Source organism: Bifidobacterium apri (genome assembly GCF_009299485.1).
Lineage (GTDB): Bacteria > Actinomycetota > Actinomycetes > Actinomycetales > Bifidobacteriaceae > Bifidobacterium > Bifidobacterium apri.
The window spans coordinates 1-25,342 of sequence record NZ_WBSO01000009.1 but is presented as its reverse complement, the minus strand read 5'-3'; the positions used below and the strand labels follow the sequence as shown (position 1 = coordinate 25,342).

Below are 25,342 nucleotides of genomic sequence, written 5' to 3'. Positions count from 1 at the left end.
GTTCGATTACATTATTTCCGCGAATTTTCTACTGTTCTTCCTAAATACATACACACCAAGAACGAACACGAACAGCACTATGGCTAGCGGAATCATCTTAATCCACCAAGAATCGATATAATTCCAAACCGTGGGCGTTGTATCAGGCGCAATCAGCCAATAACGGATATCTTGGATTGTCTGCGCTACTGGATCAATCAAGATGAACTTGGCGAACGCCGGAGAGACGCTCGTTGCCATTGACAAGGGGTAGATAATAGGGATTCCATAGAACATCGCTTGCAACACGACTTCCCAGATATGCTGGATGTCCCGGAAATATACATTCATGGTCGCCAGCAACAGTGCTACACCGAGGGCGAAGATATACAATTCTGCAATCCCGATCGGAACCAATACTACACGCCAAGTAAACTGCACGCGGGATGCAATACAAAACACCAAGACGACAACCAAGTTGATTCCCAAAGAAATCATGGCGTTAAGAGTTGCAGCCACAACGATGATGGCATTGGGGAAATGAATCTTCCGCATCAAATCGCCACGGCTGACGATAGAAGACATGCCCATGTTGGTGGCTTCCGTAAAGAAATTCCATAGCTGGATGCCAAGTAGCAACACCAATGGGAAATGCGGTGTACCGTCAGTGAACTTAAGAAACCGAACGAACACGAAATACATGACGACGAATAGCATGAGCGGTTTCAAGACCGACCAAGCTACGCCCAAAAACGAGCCTTGATATCTCAGCTTGAAATCAGTCTTGACCAATTCTTTGAGCACAACCATTGCGTAGTGGCGCTTGCTCTCTGATGCAGTATCCTTTGTATTCTTCATCACATGGAATCCTAGCATTACTTTCCGGTTACACATACATCGATGCAGAATATATACACAGTATTATCTGTCATTTCGGGCATGGGCAGTATTGACAGAGAAAGGAAGTTCCGAAACGCCAGACATCAGTGAAATCACAGCGCCTGGCAGAATGTGACAGACCGCGAACTAGCATATCAGGATACTCAATGGTTCCCGGCCTATCACAAATGCATTTGAGTCTGTTGGTTAGTCTTGGGTTTTGCTGTTGTCGACGAGGCGGATGTCGCCGTCGGCGATGCCCTGCAAATGCCTGCCGTACGGGCTCTTCCCGTACCGCTTGGCGGACTCGAGCAACTCCTCCCGGCTGATCCACCCGTTCTCGTAGGCGATCTCCTCGACCACCGCGATAGGCAGGCCCTGCGCCCGCTGCACCGTACGCACGAACTCACCCGCCTCGAACAGACTATCCATCGTACCCGTATCCAGCCACGCATACCCACGGCCCAACGTCCGCACCCGCAGCGAGCCATCCTCCAGATACATGCGGTTCAGATCCGTGATCTCCAACTCGCCACGCGCAGACGGCCTCACCCGCTTCGCATACTCCACCACACGGTCATCATAGAAATACAAGCCCGTCACCGCGTAATTCGACCTCGGGTGCGCAGGCTTCTCCTCGATCGACACCGCCCGCCCCGACTCGTCGAAATCAACCACGCCGTACCGTTCCGGGTCATCCACGTAATAACCGAACACGCTCGACCGACCCGCCTCGGCGTCACGCACCGCACCACGCAACACACGACCCAATCCGTTCCCGTAGAAAATATTATCCCCCAGCACCAAAGCGCACGGGCCGCCCGCGATGAACTCCTCACCCAACAGGAACGCCTGCGCCAGCCCGTCCGGGCTCGGCTGCACCTTATACGACAGGCGCACCCCATACCGGGAACCATCCCCCAGCAGACGCTCGAAATTCGGCAGGTCCTTCGGCGTCGAAATCAGCAGGATATCCCGGATGCCCGCCATCATCAACACGCTCAACGGGTAATACACCATCGGCTTGTCATACACCGGCAGCAACTGCTTCGACGTCACCGTCGTCAACGGGTACAGGCGCGTGCCCGAACCGCCCGCCAGAATGATTCCCTTCACGGCTTCCTCACCGCCCTTCCACGGACCCGCCGCGCACGGCGAGCTCCGCCTTCACATACGCCTTCAGGGATTCCTCCCAATCCACCGGCGTGAAACCGGTCGCCTCGATCTTGCCCAGCGACAGCGCCGAATGCACCGGGCGCGGCGCCACCGGGCCCTTCGCGGACTCGAAGTACTGTTCCGTGGAGACCGGCATGACCGCATCCCCGTTGCCGTTGGTCAGGTCGAACACCTCGGCCGCGATGTCCTTCCAGGAGCGCACGGCACCCTCACCGGTCAGGTCATACGTACCATAGGGCGCCTGCGAACCGAGCAGGTGGAAGATGGCGGCAGCCATATCCTTCGTGAACGTGAGACGCCCATACTGGTCATCCACCACGGTCACATGGTCGAGCGCCTGCTGCGGATCCGCCACACGGTCCGACAAGCCCATCATCGTCTTGACGAAATTATGTCCATCACCAATCACCCAGCTGGAGCGCAGGATGTAGTGCCGCGGGGCCTGAGCCACGGCGATGTCACCCGCCGCCTTGCTCTGGCCATACACGCCCAGCGGGGCGAAAGGCTCGTCCTCGGTATGTTCCTCCACCGTGCCGTCAAACACATAGTCGGAGCTCACATGCACGAGCGTGATGTGATGCTCACGGGCGACCTCGGCGAGCAACGCCGGGCCGCTGGCATTCGCCTTCCACGCGGCGGTGCGGCCTTCCGGCGTCTCAGCCTTGTCGACAGCGGTGAACGCACCGGCGTTGATGATCGTCCCGTACAGGTCCCAATCGAATTGACCGTAGGCAGCCGGATCGGAGAAATCGAAGGTGTCGATGTCATGGTATTCGAAACCGTGCAGGCCATGTGTCTCCGCGTATTCACGGATGGCACGGCCCAGCTGGCCGTTCGAACCGGTGACAAGCGTGCGCTTCGGCTCCATCGGCTTGGCGTCCTTGAGCATCGGATGATGCAGGTCGGCCTCGCTGCGCTCGGTCTGGTCAAGCGGAATAGGCCACTGGATGTCGAGCGTCGGATCCGCAAGATTCACGAACGTGTACGTCTTCTTCTGCTCCAGGCTCCAATGCGCGTTCACCAGATACGTGTACGCCGTGCCATCCTCCAACGTCTGGAAGCTGTTGCCCACGCCACGCGGCACGAAAATCGCCTTCGACGGATCCAACACGCACGTGTACACCTCGCCGAACGTATCCCCCGGACGCAAATCCACCCACGCGCCGAACACACTGCCCGTCGCGATCGAAATGTACTTGTCCCAAGGCTCCGCATGAATGCCACGCGTCACCCCACGCTTCGTGTTGAAGCTGATGTTGTTCTGCACCGGACCGAAATCCGGCAGACCGAGGGCGACTTCCTTCGCGCGCTGCCAATTCTCCTTGAACCAACCGCGGTTATCCCCATGCACCGGCAGATCGAACACGATCAACCCCGGGATATTCGTCCGCACGGCCTTCAAATCCTTCTCGAAATCCATGAATACGCCTTCCCTGAACCTTTCCTGCAATCCAACGTCTCCTGCAGCCGCCACGCCGACAACCACGACGGCAACCCAACCGTGGACACCACACGGAGGCGGATGCCAGACGATACCGCACGACACCCGCCCCGCAGGCTCACTGGCCTTGCTGCTTGTAGCGTTCCTCGGTCGCGGCCTTGGTCTTCTCCCACCACTGCGGGTTCTGCGTGTACCAATCGATCGTCGCCTTCAGGCCCGACTCGAAATCCGTGTGCATGGGCTCCCAACCCAGCTCCGTGCGCAGCTTCGTCGCGTCGATCGCATACCGACGGTCATGGCCAGGCCGGTCCTTGACATGGTCGAACGCATCCTCCGGCTGGCCCATCAGGCGCAGGATCAACCGGAGCACGTCGATGTTGTTCCGCTCGCCGTTCGCGCCGATCAGATACGTCTCGCCGATTCGACCCTTCGTCAGGATCGTCCACACCGCGGAGGAATGGTCCTCCGTGTGGATCCAATCACGCACGTTCAACCCCGCGCCATACAGCTTCGGGCGCACGCCCGTCAGCACGTTCGTGATCTGCCGCGGAATGAACTTCTCCACATGCTGGTACGGACCGTAATTATTGCTGCAGTTGCTGATCGTCGCCCGGATCCCATACGTACGCGTCCACGCGCGCACCAGAAGGTCCGACGAGGCCTTCGTCGACGAATACGGGCTCGACGGATGGTACGGCGTCTCCTCCGTGAACTTCGCCGGGTCATCCAACGCCAAATCCCCGTACACCTCGTCCGTGCTGATGTGATGATACCGGATCCCGTACCTGCGCACCGCCTCCAACAGACGGAACGTGCCCACCACGTTCGTACGCACGAACGGCTCCGGATCCGCGATCGAATTATCATTATGCGACTCCGCCGCATAATGCACGATCGCATCATGCCCCGGCACGATCTCGTCAAGCAATTCCGCGTCGCAGATATCACCCTTCACGAAATCCATGCGATCCGACGGGATCCCCGCCAGGTTCTCCAGGTTCCCCGCATACGTCAGCTTGTCCAGCACCGTCACATGCATCTCAGGATGGTGATCCACCACCCAATGCACGAAATTGGAACCAATGAAACCAGCCCCACCTGTCACGATGATGTTCTTCGGAGCAAACACTTCAGTCATACTTACATACTACCCCACGGTACTCATATTGTTATTTTGCACACCAAGCACCATAGCGGCATCTTCCACGCTGCAATACGAACTCAGAACTAGTCGAAAGACTCAAGCATCATCCCTGGCATATAGGAATCAAAGTTATTGCTAATAATCCCTACAGCGTTGCGGCCGTAAGCGTGTCGGGGGTGTCGGATTTGGCTCCTGCGTCTTCATGGAGTGATGAGAACACGATCGAACAAGGCCCCGGAGTGTGGATTGTGCGGGGCGAGGATGAAGAAGAACAGCCATAATCGTCTTCAACACCAGAGTGAGGCGCCTAAAGCAATAACTTTGGTTCTTATATACCTATACCGAAAGGTGTCATGCTCAACTTACACATTACAAGCGCCTCTCGACGGCATCCGGCATCCGCCACTACCAAGTCTCATACTTTCACGATTTTCAAAATGAACCTTTATTTATCATTCTATTCAAGTTCATCCATTCGATGAAGAACGCGCAATAATATTTTTATTGACTCCTGTAATTGTTCATAAGTATACTCATTCCTTAGGTTCTTTAATGTTTCTACATCAACATCTTGAGAGGGATTGTCAGTAAAATACTTTATTGCCTCTTCTTTCACATTTATCGACTCAGGATGATCAATAATATTCCGAATATAGGTCGGCAGTGTTTCGCGTGCAATCACGCATTGCGTCCACTCACCATTTTTTCTCCCTGCACTATTGAACCTTGAATATAATTTTTTCTCCTGTCCACTTAGCGCAATCCGGGGATCTCTAAGAACATTATCCACTTTCTTAAGTGTCACCTTGGATTCATTTCCGTTTGAAAAGATATGTGAGTTCTGAATTTTGCGTTGCAACATTCCATACAATTCAGAATGAAATTCTGGTGTTGGAATCTGAAATGCCTCATAGGTGATTTCCGCAAGACTGGGCCTATTGGGATGGACACATCCAAAATCAGTGGATTTCATAATCCGATTCTCGCTAGTTTTATCGTCATTGAAGATGAACAGCGATTCCGAATTACCACTCACATTTCGATTGAACGCTTGCAAAATATACGGAGAATGCGTCGAGACAATCACCTGCTCGTTCTGTGAGATATCCGCAAGCGCTTGCGCAAGAGCCTGCTGCGCCTTGGGATGCATCCATATTTCTGGCTCATCGACGCAAAGGAACAAGCTCGGCCCCGGCAGCGTTCGAGCACTTTCTTGCGAATCCGAGTCCGTGCTCGCCGAGGCTTTCTGCTGTTCGGCATACACACGAATCGCCGCAAACGCGACGGCGCGTTGAAGTCCTGAGCCTTTTTGATATAAATCTGTTTCGACCCCATCGTCAACCACTGTCCGACCCATTTTCCCGAATAGGGACTGCTCCGGAGCATCAAACGCAATCGACACCTTAATATCCGGACCAAATTGCTGCGTAGTCTTATCGGAGATTGACGAATTTAAATCTCTCAGGAGTTCTGCATATTTACCGTCATCAGCAAATACTTTTTTATAGGAATCCATGAACTGATTCCACTCATCTGTATCAGTCAAATCAGATGTTTTTGCTTTTATCAACTTACCAAGTATCTTTGTGGCGCCGAAATCCATCACCTCATCAGGCGTATCAGTGGCATGGAAAACCGTTGGAGAGAACAATGCCTTGAAAGGAGCATCTATCCCAGTCCTATTAGAGAATTCGTGTTTCTCCTTATCCAATATCTGGATTCTTTTTGGCTCAGCCAGGGACCTGCGAACAGTGAGATACCACTCACCGTTATCACCCTGGTATACGCATTCTTCCTTTAGCGTCTTTGCTTTCTTCTGATCGACGGTAGACACATCGATGACACCCGCAAGATTCGTATCCGCAAGAGTCAATTCCACATATCCGCTCTCATCTTCGTTGCTGTTTTCATTCCCGTCACCAGAAATCGTCCGAAAACTTGACGCATCCGTAAATGCCCCTCCGACAAACTCAATTGCTTGGATCACGGTACTCTTACCAGAATTGTTATTCCCTACCAAATAGTTGATGCCACGTGAAAATTCAATCTGTTGATTCCTGAAGGATTTGAAGTTTTTCATTGATAATTTTTTAATATACATCGGCCCCCATCTCCATTCGTATCATCACGCTAGGCCTGTCCCCCTGTATTTGCAACAGGAAATACTTACAGATATTATACATGTCCCCTTGTTACAAGGATGCCATGTGACACATTAAACCTCCCAAGCCGATTGGACGCCGCACGCACAACAGCCAATCAGTTCACGATTTCAGTATCAACGCAGCACTCACTCAAACACATACGTTAATCAATTGCATAAGCCCGTAAGACCATTGGATGTGCCGACAACCCAGTAAGGACTAAGCAATCCGGTCATCTATCATCATGTATTTCAATTAGGAAGTGAGCCAGTTGAGCATCTAGAATTAGCCCATGTGAGCGGTTGGTTTTAGTCCGTTTCATCACTTCGGTGGGATGAGGGCACCGGTTCCGCGCGAACCTCGGTATTTTTCCCGAATTGCAGGTTCCAACGGCTTTCGGGAAGGAAAGGAATGACGAAACCGGTGTCAGTACAGCAAGATATCAAGCTCCTTGACGCGAAGAGCGTGCCGTGGCGCGAGATAGCGCGCCGCCTGGGTGTGTCGCGGGAGACCACCAAGAAGTATGCGCAGATAGAGGATTGCTCGCCGAAACAGCCTCATACCAAGCAAGACCGGAGTCAATACGCAGTTTTTATCGATATGAATATGCTTCACGATTGATACAACTGATTCCAGTATCCATATATCCATAGTCAAGTCCGCTTATGCAGATAATCGCCGCAGCACCGAACGCCCTTTGACGAATAACGTCTTCACGCTATACCCCTTCCACACACCGGAGGCAAACATCGCGTGAGCTTTCTTGATTTTGCCAGCCACTTTTCTACGTTTAGAACCTTGGGGAAACAATACTGCAAGGGCGCGGATCGAAATACGTCCTGTCAATATCCGCCCCAATACAGTGCGTTGCATGGCTGAACGTCGAATCTGCTCAAGTCGGGCTGCTCGCTGAATCTCCTTCATATGCGCGTCAGAAGATTGCCAGATGAGTATGTCATCTCTTATACGGCTATCTTCACGATATTCAACAGCATTACATAACTTGCTGCAATATCGTATTTTTTCTGTAACCAATGGGTCCGTATCATCTGAAATCGATAATTCACTGAATAGCAACTCCCACTGAACCATCGGATCAGCGTAATCGGGGTATCCTCCGTTGTCCCAAACCCACCTCGCTCTTGCCGATAATGGTTCGGCGATAATATAAGCCGTTTCAACATCGCCCCAAGTATTCCGTAACAACTTGAATGAGGCAATCTGTTCCGACATAGGCAACCGGCCCGACCAATCACGGCCCACGATGGAAAGCGCAGTCCGCCGCATCCATCCTGCACACTGCGATACGACTTCGTCATCACGGGTATTTGCGTAATCGAGAAGCGCTGCCAACGAACTGTGAATGCCGCTTTGACCTTTTTCAAATCGCGATAAGGACTGCCTGTTGTCTCCGGATACCCCCGTTCCATATGAGTACAGAAGCCCTCGATACTCACGCATCACCTGCATACTTTTTGCAGCATCGGCTAACACGAAAAATTCGTAGGAATCCTGCATTCTTCCGATGGGGTGATTCGTCATCTGTTGAAAAGATTGTCTGAGCATCTCGCCTCTGAAGCTGCAATCGATGACGCTCCACGTGCCTCTGACATGATACTCGTCAGAAAATACCGACAAGAGTATCTCATTGTCTACACGATGACCCGTATCACAATTGAAAGAGGCTTCAAGCTTTCGTGCCGATTCTTGCGATATCTCCGGAGAAACCACTTCCCGACAAAATCGGAGAATGTCCGGGCTTTCATGCTGATATACCTCTTCCAAACGTTCACAAAGGTCAGGTTTTACCCTGTCGTCGCCGTCAACAAAAACGACATAATCGCCATGAGTCTGTGCCACGCCGCTCTTTCTAGCTATATGCGCACCACAATTCTCATTGTGTCGTACAAGCCTGCATCGCCGGTCTCCCCTGATTGTGTCAGAAATTATCGCTGCCGTATTATCTGTACTGTAATCATCGACAATCACGACTTCGATGTCACGCAGGCTTTGAGCCATCACGCTGCGCAAACAATCCTTAATATAGGATTCAACGTTATACGCAATGACGACAAACGAGAATCTGGGCACTTGACACCTCCGCTTCCGGCTTTAGTATTGATAATAATAGAACGTAGCCATGCATAATAGCCCCACACCCAGCCGCAGCCACTTCATATGTTTTCTTGATCCATCGGTAGATTGTGTTCACTCCTCATATTCGCCCACGACAATGCTACTGGGTTATTGACCCACTCTCGTGTATCATAGTGCGCGAATTGAACGTATATATTGTGGATACAGATGAGCTGTTTTCGGAAGAAAGGGAAGCACAAGTTATGTCCGAGACTTCCAGCGCTGATAATATAAAAATCTTCGTATCATGTCACAAGCCAGGGATTCACTTCCCCAACAACTCTCTTCTCCAGCCCATTCACGTGGGTGCTGCACTATCCCCCATTGTTCTTCCCGGTGTGCAGCGCGATGATGAAGGAGACACGATATCTGAGAAGAATAAGTCGTATTGCGAGCTCACTGGACAATACTGGGCATGGAAAAATACTTCCGCGGATTATTATGGGTTCCTGCACTATCGTAGGTACTTCAATTTTACAGATACAAAATTCCCGGAGCACCAAGAACCGTTCATCTTCGGCGATGTTGTCTTCGATCGCAATGATGATCAGACACTGGCCAAGATCGGATTCAATGAAGACACCATGCGGAAAGTCATCACCTCCCATGACTTCATTGCCCCAACCCCGGTTGAAGCCCTGGACCACGCCACTGTATACGAGCAATATCAAGCTTCTGCGGGGCATCACATCGAAGATTTGGATACATGCATGGCGATCATTCGTCAACGATATCCCGAAATCTGGCGCAGTGCGAAAAAATATCTTTCAAACAAAAAAGTATTCGCATGCAATATGTTCGTGATGAAAAAAGATATTTTCAACCGCTACTGCGAATTTCTTTTCTCTGTTCTCGCAGAACACGAGCGGCTTCGAGACATTTCTCATTATTCTGCCATTGGTCGGCGCGTCTCCGGCTATCTCGGCGAACGTCTGTGCGGAATATACCTGCAATATCTGTATGATGAAGGTTACAACGGGATCGACTTGCAAAGAGTGTTCTTCCGTAACCCGAACGACAGCGTCACTGACGCCGTCAAGCAGCATCAGGAAACGTCATCCAGCAATGCAATCCGCATGTCCCACATCTCACGCGGAACCGGAAAAGTATATTCGCTGATAAACATCGACGAAGACATTGCATACGATGGTGTCATCGCATCCTCAGCTTCTCTTAACGGTCATCAGCTCCCATCAAAGCTACTCACCATTAACAATAAACTGGTGCTCGTCCTCCCCCTAATAAGGGACAAGCAAACTGTCAGCATTCGCGCAGTGCGTGATGGGAAAACAGTGGAAGATAGCCAAGTTGTACTGTCGCCTAAGGGCGCGGCAGCAGAATCACGATTCAACACACTACGGCGAGATGCCGTTGCGTCTGCCATCCGCAGATGCGACGAGAATCTGGTCCCTGAAGACGTTCAGGTACATATTGAGCAAATCATTCCCGATCTCGATGGTACCGATATCGTCCATGGATCTGTTGTCATCCCCATCACCGGTATGCACAATGACCCCCATGAATTCGTCGACATTCAAGCCTTGAACGATTCCGGAGAGGCTTTCAATCTTTCGGAATGGGTATGCATGGGAGATCTGCGCGACGACACCCAAGCACAACCGGGACTCCAAGTAAGAAGAATATCCTATTCCCTTCGCGTTCCCTCGGGATCTACATTCTTCGTTTGGGCGCATTTCCCCGATTCCGACGCTCAGGACGGGTTCCAGTACTGCGACGCTGCATCCGCCATGCGCATGCGTATGCAATGGAAGCTGAATACCCTTCCCGCATGCCAAGCAGGTAATTACGACTCATGGTTCCGGAATCAGCACAAGTCGCGTCCCGACGAGCTTGAGCTCCAGCGTAAAGTCGCATTCGAGACACGCCCCAAGTTCTCCATCATCGTACCGCTGTACAAAACACCTATCTCGTTCTTGAGAGACATGGCATCATCGGTACTCAATCAGACATATTCCAGCTGGGAATTGTTACTAGTCAACGCATCCAGCGAGGATGCCCAACTTGACCAAGCAGTATCATCCCTCTGCAAGTCGGATAAGAGAATCAAAGAAATCCGTCTCCCCGAAAATCAGGGCATCACGCTGAACACCAATGCCGGAATCACTGCCGCAACCGGTGACTTCCTGTGCTTCCTGGATCACGATGACTTCCTCGAACCTGACGCTCTATATTGGTATGCTCTTGCAGTCAATAAACACCCAGAAACGGGAATGCTGTACTGCGATGAGGATAAATACGACGGCGGAACCTATCGTGAGCCGTTCTTTAAGCCCGACTGGAACCCGGATCTTCTGTTGGGAATGAATTATGTATGCCATTTCCTCACCGTCCGCAAGTCCATCATGGATACATTGGATCTTCCCGGCAAAGAATATGACGGGTCGCAAGACTGGCATATGACATTCCGCATCGGTGAACAAGCCAAATACGTTCATCACGAGCCTCGCGTGCTCTATCACTGGCGTGTCCACAGCAATTCAACTGCTCAGAACGCCGAACAAAAAAGCTATACCCTTGACTCAAGTAAGCTTGCGGTTCAGACGCATCTCGAGCGCGAACGTATCGATGCAGATGTCGAAGAATCCCCGATTGCGCCGCGCAGATTCGTGGTGAAATATCATCTCGGGAATTCTTGTGAATCGATGCATCAAGAAGATGGCAATCCCGCCGATCTTTCCGCCGCCGAACAGAGTGACAATTTCCCATCCGAAGAACTCACTCATGGCGAACCGTTGGTGTCAATCATCATCCCCAACAAGGATTCAGTGCCTGTACTCCATCGTTGTCTGATGTCCATTCGTAAATTCACGACATACCATAATTATGAAATTGTTGTTGTCGAGAATAATAGTAACGATAACGATACCTTCACATACTATGAAAAGATTCAGCATGCCGATGCACGTATCAGGGTTGTGTATGACAAGGATGTTCATGGCTTTAATTTCTCTCAAATCGTCAACTTTGGCGCTCGTAACGCTCAAGGCGACTATTTCCTGCTTCTCAACAACGACACTGAGGTAATTACCCCGGATTGGATTCAGGAGCTTGTGGGTCCTTGCACCCGCAAAGACGTTGGCATTACCGGGGCAAAGCTACTTTTCCCTGACGATACCATTCAGCACGCAGGAATTGCATGCGGCCCCGATGGCCCCGGTCATCTCTATTACCAAATGCCTTATCGGAACACAGGAAACTTCGAGGCCACTATTGTTGCCCGGGACGTTGCAGCCGTCACTGGTGCTTGCATGATGGTTTCCCGCAAGACGTTCGAGGAAGTCCAAGGCTATGATGAGGATCTTGCAGTCAATTACAACGACGTCGACTTCTGCTATAGGGTGAGAAAGATTGGAAAACTCGTTGTATTCTGCCCAACCGCAATGCTACGTCATTATGAGTCTGTCTCCCGCGGCCCTGAGACTTCTGGGCCGAAAGCAATTAGGTTCCAGAAGGAGAGAGGACAACTCATGGAACGTTGGCCTGAGACCTTCTCTGCCGAAACAGCACCCTATACCAATCCGAATCTGATATTCGGGAATATGTATGAAGTACTGAATCCTGCGCCAACCCCGGTCAAGGAGTGGTGACACGTTTGCGTAACAAATACTTTTCGATGCATCCTATCGGTGATGATAAGGGTAGTCTATTCTCCCACATCACTTTATCAAAGAAGCAATGTATCCTAGCGGTTATTTTTGCTTCCATTACTGGGGTGATTATGTCACTCTGCGATGCAATTGATACGCATGGATATTTCAATTTCAATCATGCTCTCGGGCATACAATACTCCTGATTTGTATATTGACAGCATTCTTCGTATCACTGGCACTTATCGGTCCGCTTATCGCCTCTGAAAAGAAGAATTCTTGTACCCGCACAACAGAGAAACTGTCCATTAAGAATATCTTCTCATATGCTTTAATTATCTTTATCTGCTGGCTGCCTTGGCTCGTGGCACTATATCCCGCCAATTTTCTCGGAGATACTCTCATCTCAATCGGCTGGTTTACTGGACTGATTGACGGTAAGCCCAACATGCTTTCCGACCACAATCCGATTTTCACAGTGCTGTTATTTGGCGGCATGGCCCAGCTAGGCAAAATCATCCATAATGCAGGTTTAGTATTCTTCGCCTTCGTTCTGGTTCAAGCCGCTGTTTCAGCTGTCATCTTTGCCATCTCCGCAGAATTCATATATAGCAGGGGAAATGTCAAGGTTTTATACCGCAACATCTTGATTGCATTCTACGCACTTTGTCCGCTGTTTCCAGTATGGTCAACATTTCTTGCAAAGGACACCCTGTTTGCCCCAGCGTTCTTGTTGTGGTTTATATATTTCATCGCAGCATTGAGATCCGATGGGACAATATTTTCATCAACTACACAGACCGTGTTGTTCACGCTGCTGACAATCTATGCATGCTTAGTAAAAAAACTCGGAACGTACATACTTATTCCTTCCATAATTGCAGCACTTGCATTTTTTGTTTTACGTTACAAAAAGAAACATTCCAAAGACGATCTCAAAGAAACGCGATATCTGCGGAATCTCACCATAAGTACGTGCATATCGCTATTGATACTCTTAGTTCTTCTGCCGAAAATAGTATTGCCTTTATGCGGAGTAAAGCCATCGGAACATTACGAAATGTTATCTGTGCAGCTACAGCAGACGGCCAGATATTTTTCAGACCATCCAGATGATATCACTCCATACGAGTATCAAGCGATAGACAAACTTCTGGATTGCACAGATCTGGCAACACGCTGGCAATGGTTTCTCTCGGATCCGGTGAAATACAGAATCAAGGAACCAACAGATGCATATGGCGATTGGAAAAAAGCCTACATCGCCGAGGGCTTGCGACATCCCTATTCTTATTTCCAAACATATGTTGCTTTGGAAAGCGGTTTTGGGAAGAGCGATTCCACCATCGCTGTCCAGCTTGATTCAAGCTTCATGAAGGATTACGATTCTTCATCCATTCCCGGCGCATACACATCAACGGGGTGGAGTGTCAAGTCCGGACAAGTAGCGGACAACATATATCATCGTATCGAGACGATGCCAATAATCCATCTCCTGTTTCTTGCCCCCGTTTACACGCTCATCATCCCCATGATGTACGTATACTCGCTGTTTGCCGGCAAACGAAAGAAACTAGCTCTTTTCATTCTCGCAATTCCTTTGCTCCTGACTGAGGCAGGATTGTGGATTTCGCCAATCTCAATCTGGGTGCTGGGAAGCCGCTACCTCTTGCCGTTGCTCTATATCGGACCGCTGTTGCTTACGGAGGCACTGCTTTCTTTCAGCAATGTGACGAATCAAGAAGTCGAACCATCGGATTCATCGCAATCAGATCCTCGACTTCGGCCTTCGCATCAATAAGTATCTATATACTTCATTCTCAATAGAGAGTAGATATCGTGACTCACTTTGATAACAACCTTGATGACTCCACAATCATGATTGACCTAACCGTGCGACGTTACCATCTCTCACCTTCGGATATCGTGATATCAGCCATTTTGGGCATCATCATCGGCGCATCACTCTCAATCGGTAGGGAGTTCTATCACACAGCGGGTGCTCCGAATTTCGGCTCTGCGCTGCTGTGGCTATCTGCCATCGCAATTACGCTTATTGCGACGTTCATATCGCTCCTCTGTTTGGCGCTCTGGAATAGTTACTGGCGCCCAAGAAAAACACGTAAATACAGCCTACTCATCCTGTTGTCATCTCAAATCCGCACGACAAAACCAGCCCTTCTACGAATCACTGTATTCATCATTATTCTTGTACTTTGGATTCCTGCCGCCATAGCCTTCTTCCCCGGAAATTACTCCAGTGACGCGCCATTGCAACTACACGCACTCTTCAACAATCATGAGCTCGACGCACACTGGCCACTTGCTCACACACTCGTACTGGCTGGTTGCATGCAAATCGGGCAGGCTTTATTCTCTAATTTGAGTGCAGGAGTCTTTATCTACTGCATTATTCAAGCTTTACTGCTTGCCTTCGCACTGAGCCTCTCGTTGCAACAGGTTATTTCTTGGGGATGCCCACCCATTGTAGCGGTGATTTGTCATTTTATGATTATCATCAATCCCTACGTGCAGACCTACGTAATGACCACTTCAAAAGACAGCATGTTCGCAAGTTTTTTCATAATGACACTGCTTTGCATTATTAACATGCTTCAAACTCCCACTGCCTTGAAATCATTGAAAAAATGCTCTGCCCTGTTTTTCAGCGCTTTGGGGATGTCACTCATGCGAAAACAAGGACTCTACATTTTCATTATTGTTTTTATTATTCTCTTTTTTGTCCGTAGGATGAAGCCCGTCAGATGGCAGATGTCGCTTGTTGCCATTCTTGTGTTGTCTGTGACAATACTTTTCCCCGCCTGCCTAGGCGCCACGTTCACCATACGGGAAAACACCGTGATGGATCAGCTTTCCTTGCCCAGCCAACAAATAGTCGCGACATATATGTACGACCACGCCGAGCTCAGCAAACAAGACATCGATGAAGTCGGAAAGTACTATGATTTACAGGCTCTTGATGCAGGTCTCAACAGTGATAAACCCTGGGAGGGTATGGCAGGCATCGGGCGCTACTACAACAGTGACACAGGCACCGGCTATCTTGAGCCCCTTGCCGACCCATCCAAGGCTGCTCTGATTTCTGATGCGGTGAAACAAGACATGACAGGTTATGTAAAGTTGTACTTCAGCTTTGCCATTCACCACCCATACCGGTATCTCACAGCAATGCTGTGGGATACTGCCGGCTATATTTATCCGACTTCGCTCGCCGATAACCGTTGGTCAGGTCTAGCCCCCTGGAATGAATTCAATGTGACACTCGATGTGGCATCGGAGAACCAACAACCTCAGGACTATCACCAATCTTGGAAACCGCAATGGCTTGTGAAGTGGTTTACTGATGCCGCGGAATTCTATGCTCCGCGCATTGCAGCCGCCAAGCAATCAGGCCGCACTTTCTCTGGATATTCCTTACTGGTTCCGTGGGTTTCGCCTGCGCTCGTTTTTTACGTACTACTAATCTCCTGCGCTCTCATTTGCAGCAGACGCAAATTCGCAAATCGTCTTCCCAACACGAAGCATCATCGACAAACGTTACACGCTCAAGAGCATCACACAGGAGGGGAAGCAAAGCCTGACATCTCCACATCAAAACCCAGTCCACTGATACTACTCATTGCATGGGGCTACGCAGCGTTATACTGGTGTAGCCTTCTGTTGGCGCCAGTAATGTGCGGACGATATATATTCCCATTATTCATTTCAATACCAACATTACTGTGCCTTCCTTGGATTACGGTAAATCGCAACTTCTCGTCCGATTCCAGTGGAAATCTGGATGGTATCGAACATGGCATACTTGACAGAGAGCAGAGCGCTCCAGATGAGAATGCGAAGAAGATGTTATCACGCCATTGATAGTTTAATCGGCTACAGAGTATTGAGAAAACTTGAAACTATGTGCGAAACCAAAAACATCACAAACGGCATACGCAAATCGTGCCTTCAGAATGTATGGATGCCAGCACATGGTCGCTTGCAACGACATATAACTGCGAGTTCCATTGTTCGCGTGATTTTCTGCATCATCATGGCGCTTCTCTCGGGACAAATCGTTGCTTATGCGAATCAGATCGCTTGTGAAGCGAGATTGGATTTCACATGGATGGTCACACGCGACGGCTTGAGATATGGCGTCATGTTGCTTGTGTTCTTCGAGATTATGTATCACGTGTATCGGCTGTGGAGTTCCCGTTTGGCGCGTACCTCAGTCGCCTCGCCAACCACCGGCATTCCCATATGCTCTTCAGCCATACGTTATACGGGGTTCCGATGGTCCACGCTGCGCACGCTTCTCAGCGGCATCTTCCTCCTGTTGGCATGGTCGCCTTATGTCTACTGGTATTATCCAGGAACTTTGTGGTATGACACAGGTGACCAGATTCTGCAATTCTTTGGTTATCAGGTTCTTGATAGCTCTGGACAGTACATCACAACGCATCATCCGCTCTTTGACACACTGCTGTTTGGCTGGTTCGCACAGATTGGATCTGCCCTATTCAATAGCAAGGCATTAGGACTGGCTCTTCTCATCGGCATCCAGATTATGGTTGGAGCGTTCGAACTTTCATATGCGGTCGAATGGTTCCGCTCACATGGTACGGGATGCATCGCCCGTGCACTGTTGCTTCTCTTTTTCGCGTTCTTCCCTTTCTTCCCCACTTTCTATTGCGGTCTCGTCAAAGACAGTGTGCATGCGCTGTTTCTAGTGCCTTGGCTATTGATGTATTTCGACGTTGCGCTGACGCATGGTACGGCGTTATCACGCCCGTGGCCAGCGATATTATTCGGATTACTGAGCATTGGCAATGCACTCACCACTGCAACTGGCATGTATATCACTGCGCTGTCTTTGCTGGCGGCGATGTTCTTCGTTCCGGGCCGCGTCCGCAGGATAGGCTGCACCATAGCAAGTGCAGTGCTTGTCGTGTTCTGCCAGCTGGTATTCCCCGCGGTTATCCCCACACCGTATCCAGTTCAAAAGAGCGATGCGCATCAGATGTTTATTCTGCCAATGCAGATGACTGCACGATATTCGTCGCAGTTCCATGACGATGTAACGTCTACAGAGCGCATTGCAATTGATGGTTTCAATATGGTGTCATTCGACGAGATGCCACAACAATACAACCCATATCTTGCCGACCCTATCATCCATTTGGAATTGGGAGATCCGTCATATCAGAATCAATATGTCCGGGCGTGGATCTCTATGGGATTACGCCACCCTGACAGTTATCTTCAAGCGTTCCTCTGCATGGAGAGCGGCTGGTTTGCAACCCGGAAGTCGTCCGAGCCTGACCCAAGTCAATATATGTCGGATACTTGGCTTCACATACATGACAAAGTGGAAGCCCACAGTTTGGAATATTCATATCAACACCGGACACCGACATATATGAATTTCACAACTGAAACAGCGATTCCGGGTTATGTTTCCGTGAACATGCCTGACTTTGAGACTCATACAGTCAGGAATAGCGCGGCAATAGACAAGGCGATTGATATGTTCAAAGAACTGCCTGTGGCGAATACATTAATGGTGCAGTCGATGTGGACATTCATTCTGCCCATGATGATGTTGTATGCGACGATTCGCGGCGGCAAGTTCACGAAAATGTTCTGGCTGTTCGCACCGATGATGCTGACACTTCTCTCATTGATTCCAAGTGGCATTTCACTGCCCCTCAAGCCGACGGGAAGCCGATACATGTTCATGCTCGTTATCATTGTGCCAATCATGATGATGTTGATGTTGAGCACGTTCGCACGCGACAACATTGGCACCCGAGCAGCAGACTTCGGTGACATGATACGAGACGGTTCAGTCACTCGCACATCAGTCAAGTCGAAGTTGCCGCATGACATTAATCAATCCGCAACAAATTGACGCCGTCCAGCATCATGCTGCAAAGGCCGCACGCATCCCAGCATTATCCGTCTAGAAGCTATCATAATGATTATGAGAATAAGCGTTGTCGGTACCGGTTATGTCGGTCTTTCGTTGTCTTGCCTGCTGGCCCAGCACAATGAGGTTCGAGCCTTGGATATTGTCGAGCGGAAGATCGACCTAATCAATCATGGCATCTCCCCTATCAAGGACAAAGAGATCAGCGAATTCCTCGCGTCGGGAAAACTCAATCTCCACGCCGGCCTCGACACGAATTGGGCCTATGCCCATCCCGATTACGTGGTGATTGCCACCCCGACCGATTACGACGAGCAACGCAACTTCTTCAACACCAGCTCCATCGAATCGGTCCTCGACGAACTCGTGCAACGCTCCTGCACGGCATGCATCATCATCAAATCCACCATTCCTGTCGGCTATACCGAGCACATCCGTTCCCTGTACCCTACACTCAATATCGCGTTCTCCCCCGAGTTTCTGCGTGAGGGCAAAGCATTATATGACAACCTGCATCCGTCACGCATCGTAGTCGGTATTCCGCGCGACAGTTCGGAAGAGCAGCAAACGAAGGCAAAGGGATTCGCTTCTCTGCTTGCCGAAGGTGCTGTTGAGCAGGATATTCCGACACTCATCACCGGCTCCACCGAGGCGGAAGCCATCAAACTGTTCGCGAATACCTATCTGGCATTGCGTGTCGCGTATTTCAATGAGCTTGACACGTATGCTGAATCACGTGGTCTGGATACGGCCAGCATTATCCGTGGCGTCTGCCTTGACCCGCGTGTCGGTGACTTCTACAACAATCCGTCCTTCGGCTATGGCGGATATTGCTTGCCGAAGGATTCCAAGCAACTCCTCGCAAACTTCAAGGATGTTCCTCAGAATCTAATCCAAGCGGTCGTCACAGCAAACGACACGAGGAAAGACTTCATTGCTCAGAAGATCATCGAACGTAAACCGCGGCAAGCCGGAATCTACCGGTTGGTCATGAAAGCCGGATCAGATAATTTCCGGCAGAGTTCCATCCAAGGTGTCATGGAACGACTTGATGCCGCCCACGTACCCTATGCGATCTACGAACCGATGATTGAGGACGACACGTATCAAGGTCATCCGGTCATCCATGATCTCGCCCAGTTCAAATGCGAATGCGATCTCATCGTCTGCAACCGGTACACGCCGGAACTCGCTGACGTACAGGACAAGCTTTTTACGCGTGATTTGTGGCATCAGGAGTAGTTACACATCAACATCACTACGTCACGCCACGTCATTAGACAAACAAGAACTGTCTATATTACTTCTGATTGCGACTACATATTATTTATAGAGATCTAAGCTCTTACGCGCTTGTGAAGGACACCCGCTATAGTTGTATCCGTGCAAGAGAATACGAGGGTCGCGGTGCTTCTGCCGTGCTATAACGAGGAAATCACCATCGGCAAGGTAGTGCGTGATTTCAAGGCCGCGTTGCCAGGTGCGGACGTGTATGTGTATGACAATAACTCCACCGACCGCACCGCGGAAATCGCTACCGCCGAAGGCGCAATCGTCCGCAAAGAACCGCGGCAAGGCAAGGGCAACGTTATCCGGGCCATGTTCGAAGACATCGATGCCGATGTGTACGTGATGGCGGACGGCGACGACACGTATCCAGCAGACGCGGCCCCAGCCATGGTTGAGAAGATTCTTGAAGGCTACGACATGGTGATCGGCGACCGTCTGAGCTCCACGTACTTCCAAGAGAACAAGCGACCATTCCACAACTTCGGAAACCGGCTGGTTCGTGGCTCGATCAACGGCCTGTTCGGCGCCCACGTCACTGACATCATGACCGGGTACCGCGCGTTCTCCTTTGGATTCGTGAAAACCTACCCAGTCTTGTCGCGCGGCTTCGAGATCGAGACAGAGATGACGATTCATTCGCTCAACAACAATCTCCGTCTCTACGAAATGCCTATTCAATACCGGGACCGTCCCGCCGGATCCGTCAGCAAGCTCAACACTGTCGGCGACGGTGCGAAGGTTATGTCCACAATCTTCCGCATGATCCGCGAATACAAGCCGCTCCCCTTCTTCGGCGGATTAGGCTCGATTATCGGAATTATCGGGATCATCCTCTGTGGACAAGTGGCGTCGGAGTTCTGGGCGACAGGTATGGTCGCTCGGTTCCCCACACTCATCGGCGCGGTCATGCTGGTCATTGCAGGACTGCTGCTCATTGTCGCAGGAATCATCCTTGACGTCATGGCTAAGAACGACAGGAAGACTTTTATTCTCGAAGCCAACCGTTTCGCGTATCTCAAACGGCATCTGTCCAACCGACACGAGATCGATTGACAGTAACATAGAAAGCTTGTGGGCGGCGCCAATGACGCCGCCCACAAGCTTATTCCCGCATAGAAGACTGCTCTTCTGCGTCTTCTATGCACTCTACATGGTCACTTCCGTACCCAGCGTTGCGCCTTGGTACCATTCGACGCATACACCTGCACGTTCGCACCATTCGCTCTCGACGCACCCGCAACATCAAGCACAAGACCATACTTCAGAGCCGAATGCAGAGTAACCGTACCATCGCCATTAGAGACGGCGATCCACTTCTGCGCCCATGTGTTATTCGACGCATACTGCTGCACGTTCGCACCATTCGCGGTGGACGCACCAGCAATATCGAGTACCTTGCCCGAAGCAGCATTGCGCAGTGTAACGTAGCCTTGACTGTCGTGCGAAACAACCCAACGCTGCGCTCCCGTACCATTGGATTGGTACAGCTGAACGTTAGCGCAACTCGAACGTGACGCACCGGACACATCAAGGGCTTTGGAAGCTGAAAGCGCAGACACCATGGTCACCGTACCGTCAGAGAGCACGCCCTTATTTTGAGCGGCGAGATCATTGAGCTTATCACGCTCGCTTTTGACTTTCGTCACCGTCCACTGTTGAGCTTTCGTTCCGTTCGCGGAATAAATCTGCAGTTTGACTGATGACGAGGCATTACCAGCGGGAATATCGACCGCCTTGCCAGAAGCATTGCTGGTCAACGAAATCTTGCCACTGCCATAATCGATAAGTGACCAGTGCTGTGCAGCAGTACCGTTCGACGCATACTGCTGTACAACACCCCCATTGGCAGTGGATGCCCCGGCAACATCCAACACTTTTCCAGAAGCAGCGTTTGTGAGACTATATACTCCATTGCCCACCTGTTGCGCATTGAATATCTGTGCATCAGACCCATTCGCCTGGTATATCTGCATCCTCGTCCCGTTCTTGGTGGAAGCGCCAGGCACATCCATAGTCAATGATGTGTTCTCCACGGAAGAGATTTTGAGACTGACATTGGTCGGAATTGCAGCGGTAGCCGAAGACAAGGTGAATTTCTGGGCTTTGCTTGCATTCGGAGTATACAGGCGGATACTGGTTCCATTGGCCGATGAGCCGTTGGCAATATCAAGTACCCAATTGCCCAGTGCTGACTGGATGCAATACCCCGATCCGGTATCCCTGATATACCAGCGTTGCGCCTTGGTCCCATTCGGTGTGTATTGCTGAACCACTGTGCCATCACCGGCCAGACCACTAGCGACATCGAGCGCTTTGCCACTCAACGCATTGGTAATCACATAGCTGCCGTCACTTTGCTTCGTGAATACGAACTTCTGTGCCGATGAACCGTTAGCCTGATACAACTGGGTCCGCGCCCCGTTGCTTGTGGACGCACCAGGGATATCGATGCCGGACGAATCTTTCACCATCGAATTGATGTAATACGTGCCGTTGGGAATGGTGACTGCGGACAGCGTGCGGACATCATAGACATTGCCAAAGGCGTTCAAATCCACACGACCGGAAATACCCGGAATTGTCCCATTGTCCGAATACTGCCATCCACGAACACCGTTAGCAAAAGCGAAACCCACATGTGAACCATAGCTAGCAGCCCAGCGAGTCTTGGAATGGATATCATTCGTGTTCAACGGTCCGTTGAGATAACTGGTATATGAGTAGACGCTCAGGTTTGTGAATCCAGCTGAGTTGAGATGCGACCACCAGGTGCTCACAAGACCTTGATAGACCGATGGACTGGTCGGCGGGTTGTGCCCGCTCCACACCCACTTCTCCAAGTCATAGAATACGGGGTATGACAAATCTGAAGGGCTGACACCGAGCTCTCGCAGTTGCGAAACCAGCGTCTCAGCTTCACGTTGCGCCTGATCATTCTGATACGCATACGAATACCAGTAAATACCAAACGGAATACCGAGCCGTTTGCACTCACTAATATTTCGTTGCGCTTGATAATCCAAGCGGTTCCCCCAACCAAAGCCGAGGCGGATAATCACCCCCTGTACCCCATTGGCCTTCGCTTTCGCCCAATCGATGGTTCCATTATGCTCCGAAACGTCAATTACACCTTGAGCATTCTGGGCAAACAGCGTGCCGCCTTTTTCAAAGAACGCTTGTGTACCGCCGTAGGTTCCCCAGTATGCTCCGTAGCTATTGTTCTGCAACGCAGTCTGCTTCACCGACGCCTTCGTGCTGGATTTCAACACGGCAGACATCACACTTGAACCTGCGGATGACAGTGTTGTTGACTTCGATGCCGAGGTCTCAGTATTCGTCTGCTTCTCGATTGCTTTGCGCACGGTGTTCACCGACACTGGAATGAACCGCTGTCCGTTGGTCTTGGCGAGCGGATCCGGGGGCGTATCTTCAGTTCCGACAATCTTAGGATCAGTCACGGTCTCACCGGTCTCGAGATCCTTCACTGTACCATCTTTGGTAACAGCAAGATCTGAAGAAACCACAGTCGCATTGTTCGGAATCGACGAATCCACCGAGTCCGGCAGCTCCTGAGAAGGGTTTCCCGGCATGGCATCAGTCGCATCAGACGTATTTCCAGCGGCAGTAACCGCCGAAACGCTACTGGCTCCGTCCGATGATTCCGACGCGGATAGCACCGTATCAACCACCTTACCCGCTGCAGAACCTGATGTTCCGCATGAAGCAAGCACCCCCGCGCAAATCATTGTCGCAGACACTGTCGCCACGACTGACCGCATTCTCTTCCAAGCCATGTAGAAGTGTTCCTTTCCTCCGCCTCTCACCGGTGACTCCGTATGCGAAGACTTCGCTCCGAATCAGGGCACACATATACATATATGGTATTCACGAATCCGACGTATCGCCACCGAGATATCCCGTTCTTTTCGATTCCGCCATGAGAGCAGATGAATCGCTCTATTGCCTGAATGACAACGCCGGAAAGTAGGATGGCGAATCGCAAGGGATTCACCGTCTGCCAGCAATGGCATTGGGAAGAGGGGACATATGGGGAACCGTCGAAGAACATTGGGCTTGGCTATAGGTGCCACGCTCATCGTTATCTGCGTCATGGTCGCCTTGATATTCGTGCATTATTCCAAAATAGACGATCACGCCGCTCAGCCTACGCCAGGGAGCACTCAATCGTCGGCTACAACACCGCAACCTTCCGGTCCTCCTACCTCTACCAAAATGGCGAAATCGCTCAACGAAGCATATCAAGCATGTGACAAAGGCGTGGCATTCGATGAAACTGCCACCACGACCGAGGCTCTTGTGCTCGAAGACGGCGGCAAGTCACTAACCGTCTTCTCAGGGAACGCTTCGGATTTCTCCACCTTTACATGCGTCGCCAATCACTTGAACATTCCCGCGAACTACACTGCAGAAATGCTCAAGAAGCAGGACAACCCCAGCATGGTATCCATCAGCTGGGACGGTTATTCCGCCCAATGGACATACAACACACGCAGCGGGCTTGATTTGTACATCACCAGTAAAGACTGAACAAGTCACGGGGGAGAACAATGAAGAAGAAACAAATGGTGACCGGCACTCGGTCAACTCGCTGGGTAGCAGCAGTCGCGACAACCTGCATTGCGGTCTTATGCCTTGGGCTGACTACAGCTCCGATGCAACAGGCACATGCAACAGACGCCATGGCGCCTACACAACAACAGCCAACCAGCGAAAGCTCCGAGACGACCTCGAGCCAACCTACGGAAACGGATCCGGGCAAGTCCACGGGAACAGGCCAATCCACGGAAACACATACAAGCCAACCCACTGAACCGGATTCTGGCCAGTCCGCGGAAACAGGCCAACCCACGGAAACGAATCCAGGGCGACCCACGAATACGGATCCGTCCAATGGCGCAATCAACGTATACGCCGCCGCACACACATGGCTTGGCACACCAACAGGTGAGATTACCGCCATCACAGCTCGCAGCGAGGGCGCTATGCGCACATATCAGCATGGCACCGTCTATTGGTCCGCCAACACCAAAGTTCACGCAGTGGCTTCCAATATCGACAGCTGCTACCAGAAGCATTTACAAGTCCTCGGCTTCCCGGTCAACGACGGGATGAAACTCAACGGCGGGGCATCCCAGGCATTCCAGAATGGGCAGATCCACTGGTCCCCACGCACCGGAGCCCGCTTCACCACAGGAGCCATCCAACAATACTGGAGCGCCCACGGCTGGCAGAACGGCTGGCTCGGCTGGCCCACCGGAGACGAACTCACCGTCAAAGGCGGCGCATCCCAGACCTTCCAACACGGCACCCTCTTCTGGTCCAACAGCACCGGAGCACACGCCATCAAAGGCGGCATCCTAGGCGAATACGCACACATCGCCTACGAACAAAGCAAACTCGGCTTCCCCACCACCGACGAAATCAAACTCAACGGCGGGGCATCCCAAGTCTTCCAATACGGACAGATCCACTGGTCCCCACGCACCGGAGCCCGCTTCACCACAGGAGCCATCCAACAATACTGGAGCGCCCACGGCTGGCAGAACGGCTGGCTCGGCTGGCCCACCGGAGACGAACTCACCGTCAAAGGC

General features: G+C 51.0%; 16 protein-coding genes. 9 read left to right on the top strand and 7 right to left on the bottom strand.

The window, feature by feature from the left end; all coding sequences use genetic code 11:
• Positions 1-6: 6 nt before the first annotated feature.
• The 5 genes from DSM100238_RS06300 to DSM100238_RS06280 form a co-directional block, all read right to left on the bottom strand.
• Complete coding sequence (locus DSM100238_RS06300; protein WP_240812386.1) at positions 7-837, bottom strand: ABC transporter permease; 831 nt, start codon at positions 835-837, stop codon at positions 7-9.
• Positions 838-1,065: 228 nt separating this feature from the next.
• Positions 1,066-1,974 (bottom strand): glucose-1-phosphate thymidylyltransferase RfbA, encoded by a 909-nt coding sequence (rfbA, locus tag DSM100238_RS06295; protein WP_152355839.1) that lies wholly within the window; start codon positions 1,972-1,974, stop codon positions 1,066-1,068.
• A gap of 7 nt (positions 1,975-1,981) precedes the next feature.
• The gene (locus tag DSM100238_RS06290) at positions 1,982-3,454 is read right to left on the bottom strand and encodes a sugar nucleotide-binding protein (RefSeq protein ID WP_152355838.1); all 1,473 of its coding nucleotides are present in this window, start codon (positions 3,452-3,454) and stop codon (positions 1,982-1,984) included.
• A 139-nt stretch (positions 3,455-3,593) separates the two neighbouring features.
• On the bottom strand, positions 3,594-4,613 hold the full coding sequence (gene rfbB, locus DSM100238_RS06285; RefSeq protein ID WP_152355837.1) for a dTDP-glucose 4,6-dehydratase: 1,020 nt from the start codon (positions 4,611-4,613) through the stop codon (positions 3,594-3,596).
• 463 nt (positions 4,614-5,076) lie between these two features.
• Positions 5,077-6,720 carry an AAA family ATPase gene (locus tag DSM100238_RS06280; RefSeq protein ID WP_152355836.1) on the bottom strand — a complete coding sequence of 548 codons (1,644 nt, stop codon included), beginning with the start codon at positions 6,718-6,720 and terminating at the stop codon, positions 5,077-5,079.
• A gap of 454 nt (positions 6,721-7,174) precedes the next feature.
• On the opposite strand from DSM100238_RS06280, the gene DSM100238_RS06275 reads away from it, so the two are divergent.
• A complete protein-coding gene (locus tag DSM100238_RS06275; RefSeq protein WP_152355835.1) occupies positions 7,175-7,384 on the top strand; it encodes a hypothetical protein in 210 nt (69 codons plus the stop codon).
• Positions 7,385-7,426: 42 nt separating this feature from the next.
• Here DSM100238_RS06275 and DSM100238_RS06270 read toward each other — a convergent pair whose 3' ends face one another.
• Positions 7,427-8,854, bottom strand: coding sequence for a glycosyltransferase family 2 protein (locus DSM100238_RS06270; protein ID WP_152355834.1), 1,428 nt, complete (start codon positions 8,852-8,854; stop codon positions 7,427-7,429).
• A gap of 188 nt (positions 8,855-9,042) precedes the next feature.
• On the opposite strand from DSM100238_RS06270, the gene DSM100238_RS06265 reads away from it, so the two are divergent.
• The 6 genes from DSM100238_RS06265 to DSM100238_RS06240 all read left to right on the top strand — a co-directional run bounded on the left by DSM100238_RS06265 (position 9,043) and on the right by DSM100238_RS06240 (position 20,783).
• Entirely contained in the window at positions 9,043-12,507 is a 3,465-nt protein-coding gene (locus DSM100238_RS06265) for a DUF4422 domain-containing protein (protein ID WP_240812385.1), read from the top strand.
• A complete protein-coding gene (locus tag DSM100238_RS06260; RefSeq protein ID WP_152355833.1) occupies positions 12,504-14,309 on the top strand; it encodes a DUF6020 family protein in 1,806 nt (601 codons plus the stop codon). The genes DSM100238_RS06265 and DSM100238_RS06260 overlap by 4 nt, the downstream gene beginning before the upstream one ends.
• Before the next feature lie 38 nt (positions 14,310-14,347).
• The gene (locus DSM100238_RS06255; protein WP_152355832.1) at positions 14,348-16,390 is read left to right on the top strand and encodes a DUF6020 family protein; all 2,043 of its coding nucleotides are present in this window, start codon (positions 14,348-14,350) and stop codon (positions 16,388-16,390) included.
• Between the two features lie 100 nt (positions 16,391-16,490).
• On the top strand, positions 16,491-18,422 hold the full coding sequence (locus DSM100238_RS06250) for a DUF6020 family protein (RefSeq protein WP_152355831.1): 1,932 nt from the start codon (positions 16,491-16,493) through the stop codon (positions 18,420-18,422).
• Positions 18,423-18,494: 72 nt separating this feature from the next.
• Positions 18,495-19,682, top strand: a complete 1,188-nt coding sequence (locus DSM100238_RS06245) for a nucleotide sugar dehydrogenase (protein ID WP_152355830.1) — start codon at positions 18,495-18,497, stop codon at positions 19,680-19,682.
• Positions 19,683-19,823: 141 nt separating this feature from the next.
• Positions 19,824-20,783 (top strand): glycosyltransferase family 2 protein, encoded by a 960-nt coding sequence (locus DSM100238_RS06240; RefSeq protein ID WP_205730701.1) that lies wholly within the window; start codon positions 19,824-19,826, stop codon positions 20,781-20,783.
• 101 nt (positions 20,784-20,884) lie between these two features.
• Here the strand turns inward: DSM100238_RS06240 and DSM100238_RS06235 are convergent, their stop codons facing one another.
• On the bottom strand, positions 20,885-23,320 hold the full coding sequence (locus DSM100238_RS06235; protein ID WP_240812384.1) for an RICIN domain-containing protein: 2,436 nt from the start codon (positions 23,318-23,320) through the stop codon (positions 20,885-20,887).
• A 688-nt stretch (positions 23,321-24,008) separates the two neighbouring features.
• Between DSM100238_RS06235 and DSM100238_RS06230 the strand changes: the two genes are divergently transcribed.
• Together DSM100238_RS06230 and DSM100238_RS06225 are read left to right on the top strand one after the other, a co-directional pair.
• Positions 24,009-24,278, top strand: a complete 270-nt coding sequence (locus DSM100238_RS06230) for a hypothetical protein (RefSeq protein WP_152355828.1) — start codon at positions 24,009-24,011, stop codon at positions 24,276-24,278.
• Positions 24,279-24,430: 152 nt separating this feature from the next.
• Positions 24,431-25,342, top strand: a 912-nt coding sequence (locus DSM100238_RS06225) for an LGFP repeat-containing protein (RefSeq protein WP_240812383.1), incomplete at its 3' end; no start/stop codon positions are given.

Coding starts and splice junctions, on each gene's coding strand:
- DSM100238_RS06290 (WP_152355838.1), bottom strand. CDS start 3,454: ATGGATTTCGAGAAGGATTTGAAGGCCGTGCGGACGAATATCCCGGGG.
- DSM100238_RS06280 (WP_152355836.1), bottom strand. CDS start 6,720: ATGTATATTAAAAAATTATCAATGAAAAACTTCAAATCCTTCAGGAAT.
- DSM100238_RS06300 (WP_240812386.1), bottom strand. CDS start 837: ATGAAGAATACAAAGGATACTGCATCAGAGAGCAAGCGCCACTACGCA.
- rfbB (WP_152355837.1), bottom strand. CDS start 4,613: ATGACTGAAGTGTTTGCTCCGAAGAACATCATCGTGACAGGTGGGGCT.
- DSM100238_RS06245 (WP_152355830.1), top strand. CDS start 18,495: ATGAGAATAAGCGTTGTCGGTACCGGTTATGTCGGTCTTTCGTTGTCT.
- DSM100238_RS06275 (WP_152355835.1), top strand. CDS start 7,175: ATGACGAAACCGGTGTCAGTACAGCAAGATATCAAGCTCCTTGACGCG.
- DSM100238_RS06235 (WP_240812384.1), bottom strand. CDS start 23,320: ATGCCGGGAAACCCTTCTCAGGAGCTGCCGGACTCGGTGGATTCGTCG.
- DSM100238_RS06250 (WP_152355831.1), top strand. CDS start 16,491: ATGCCAGCACATGGTCGCTTGCAACGACATATAACTGCGAGTTCCATT.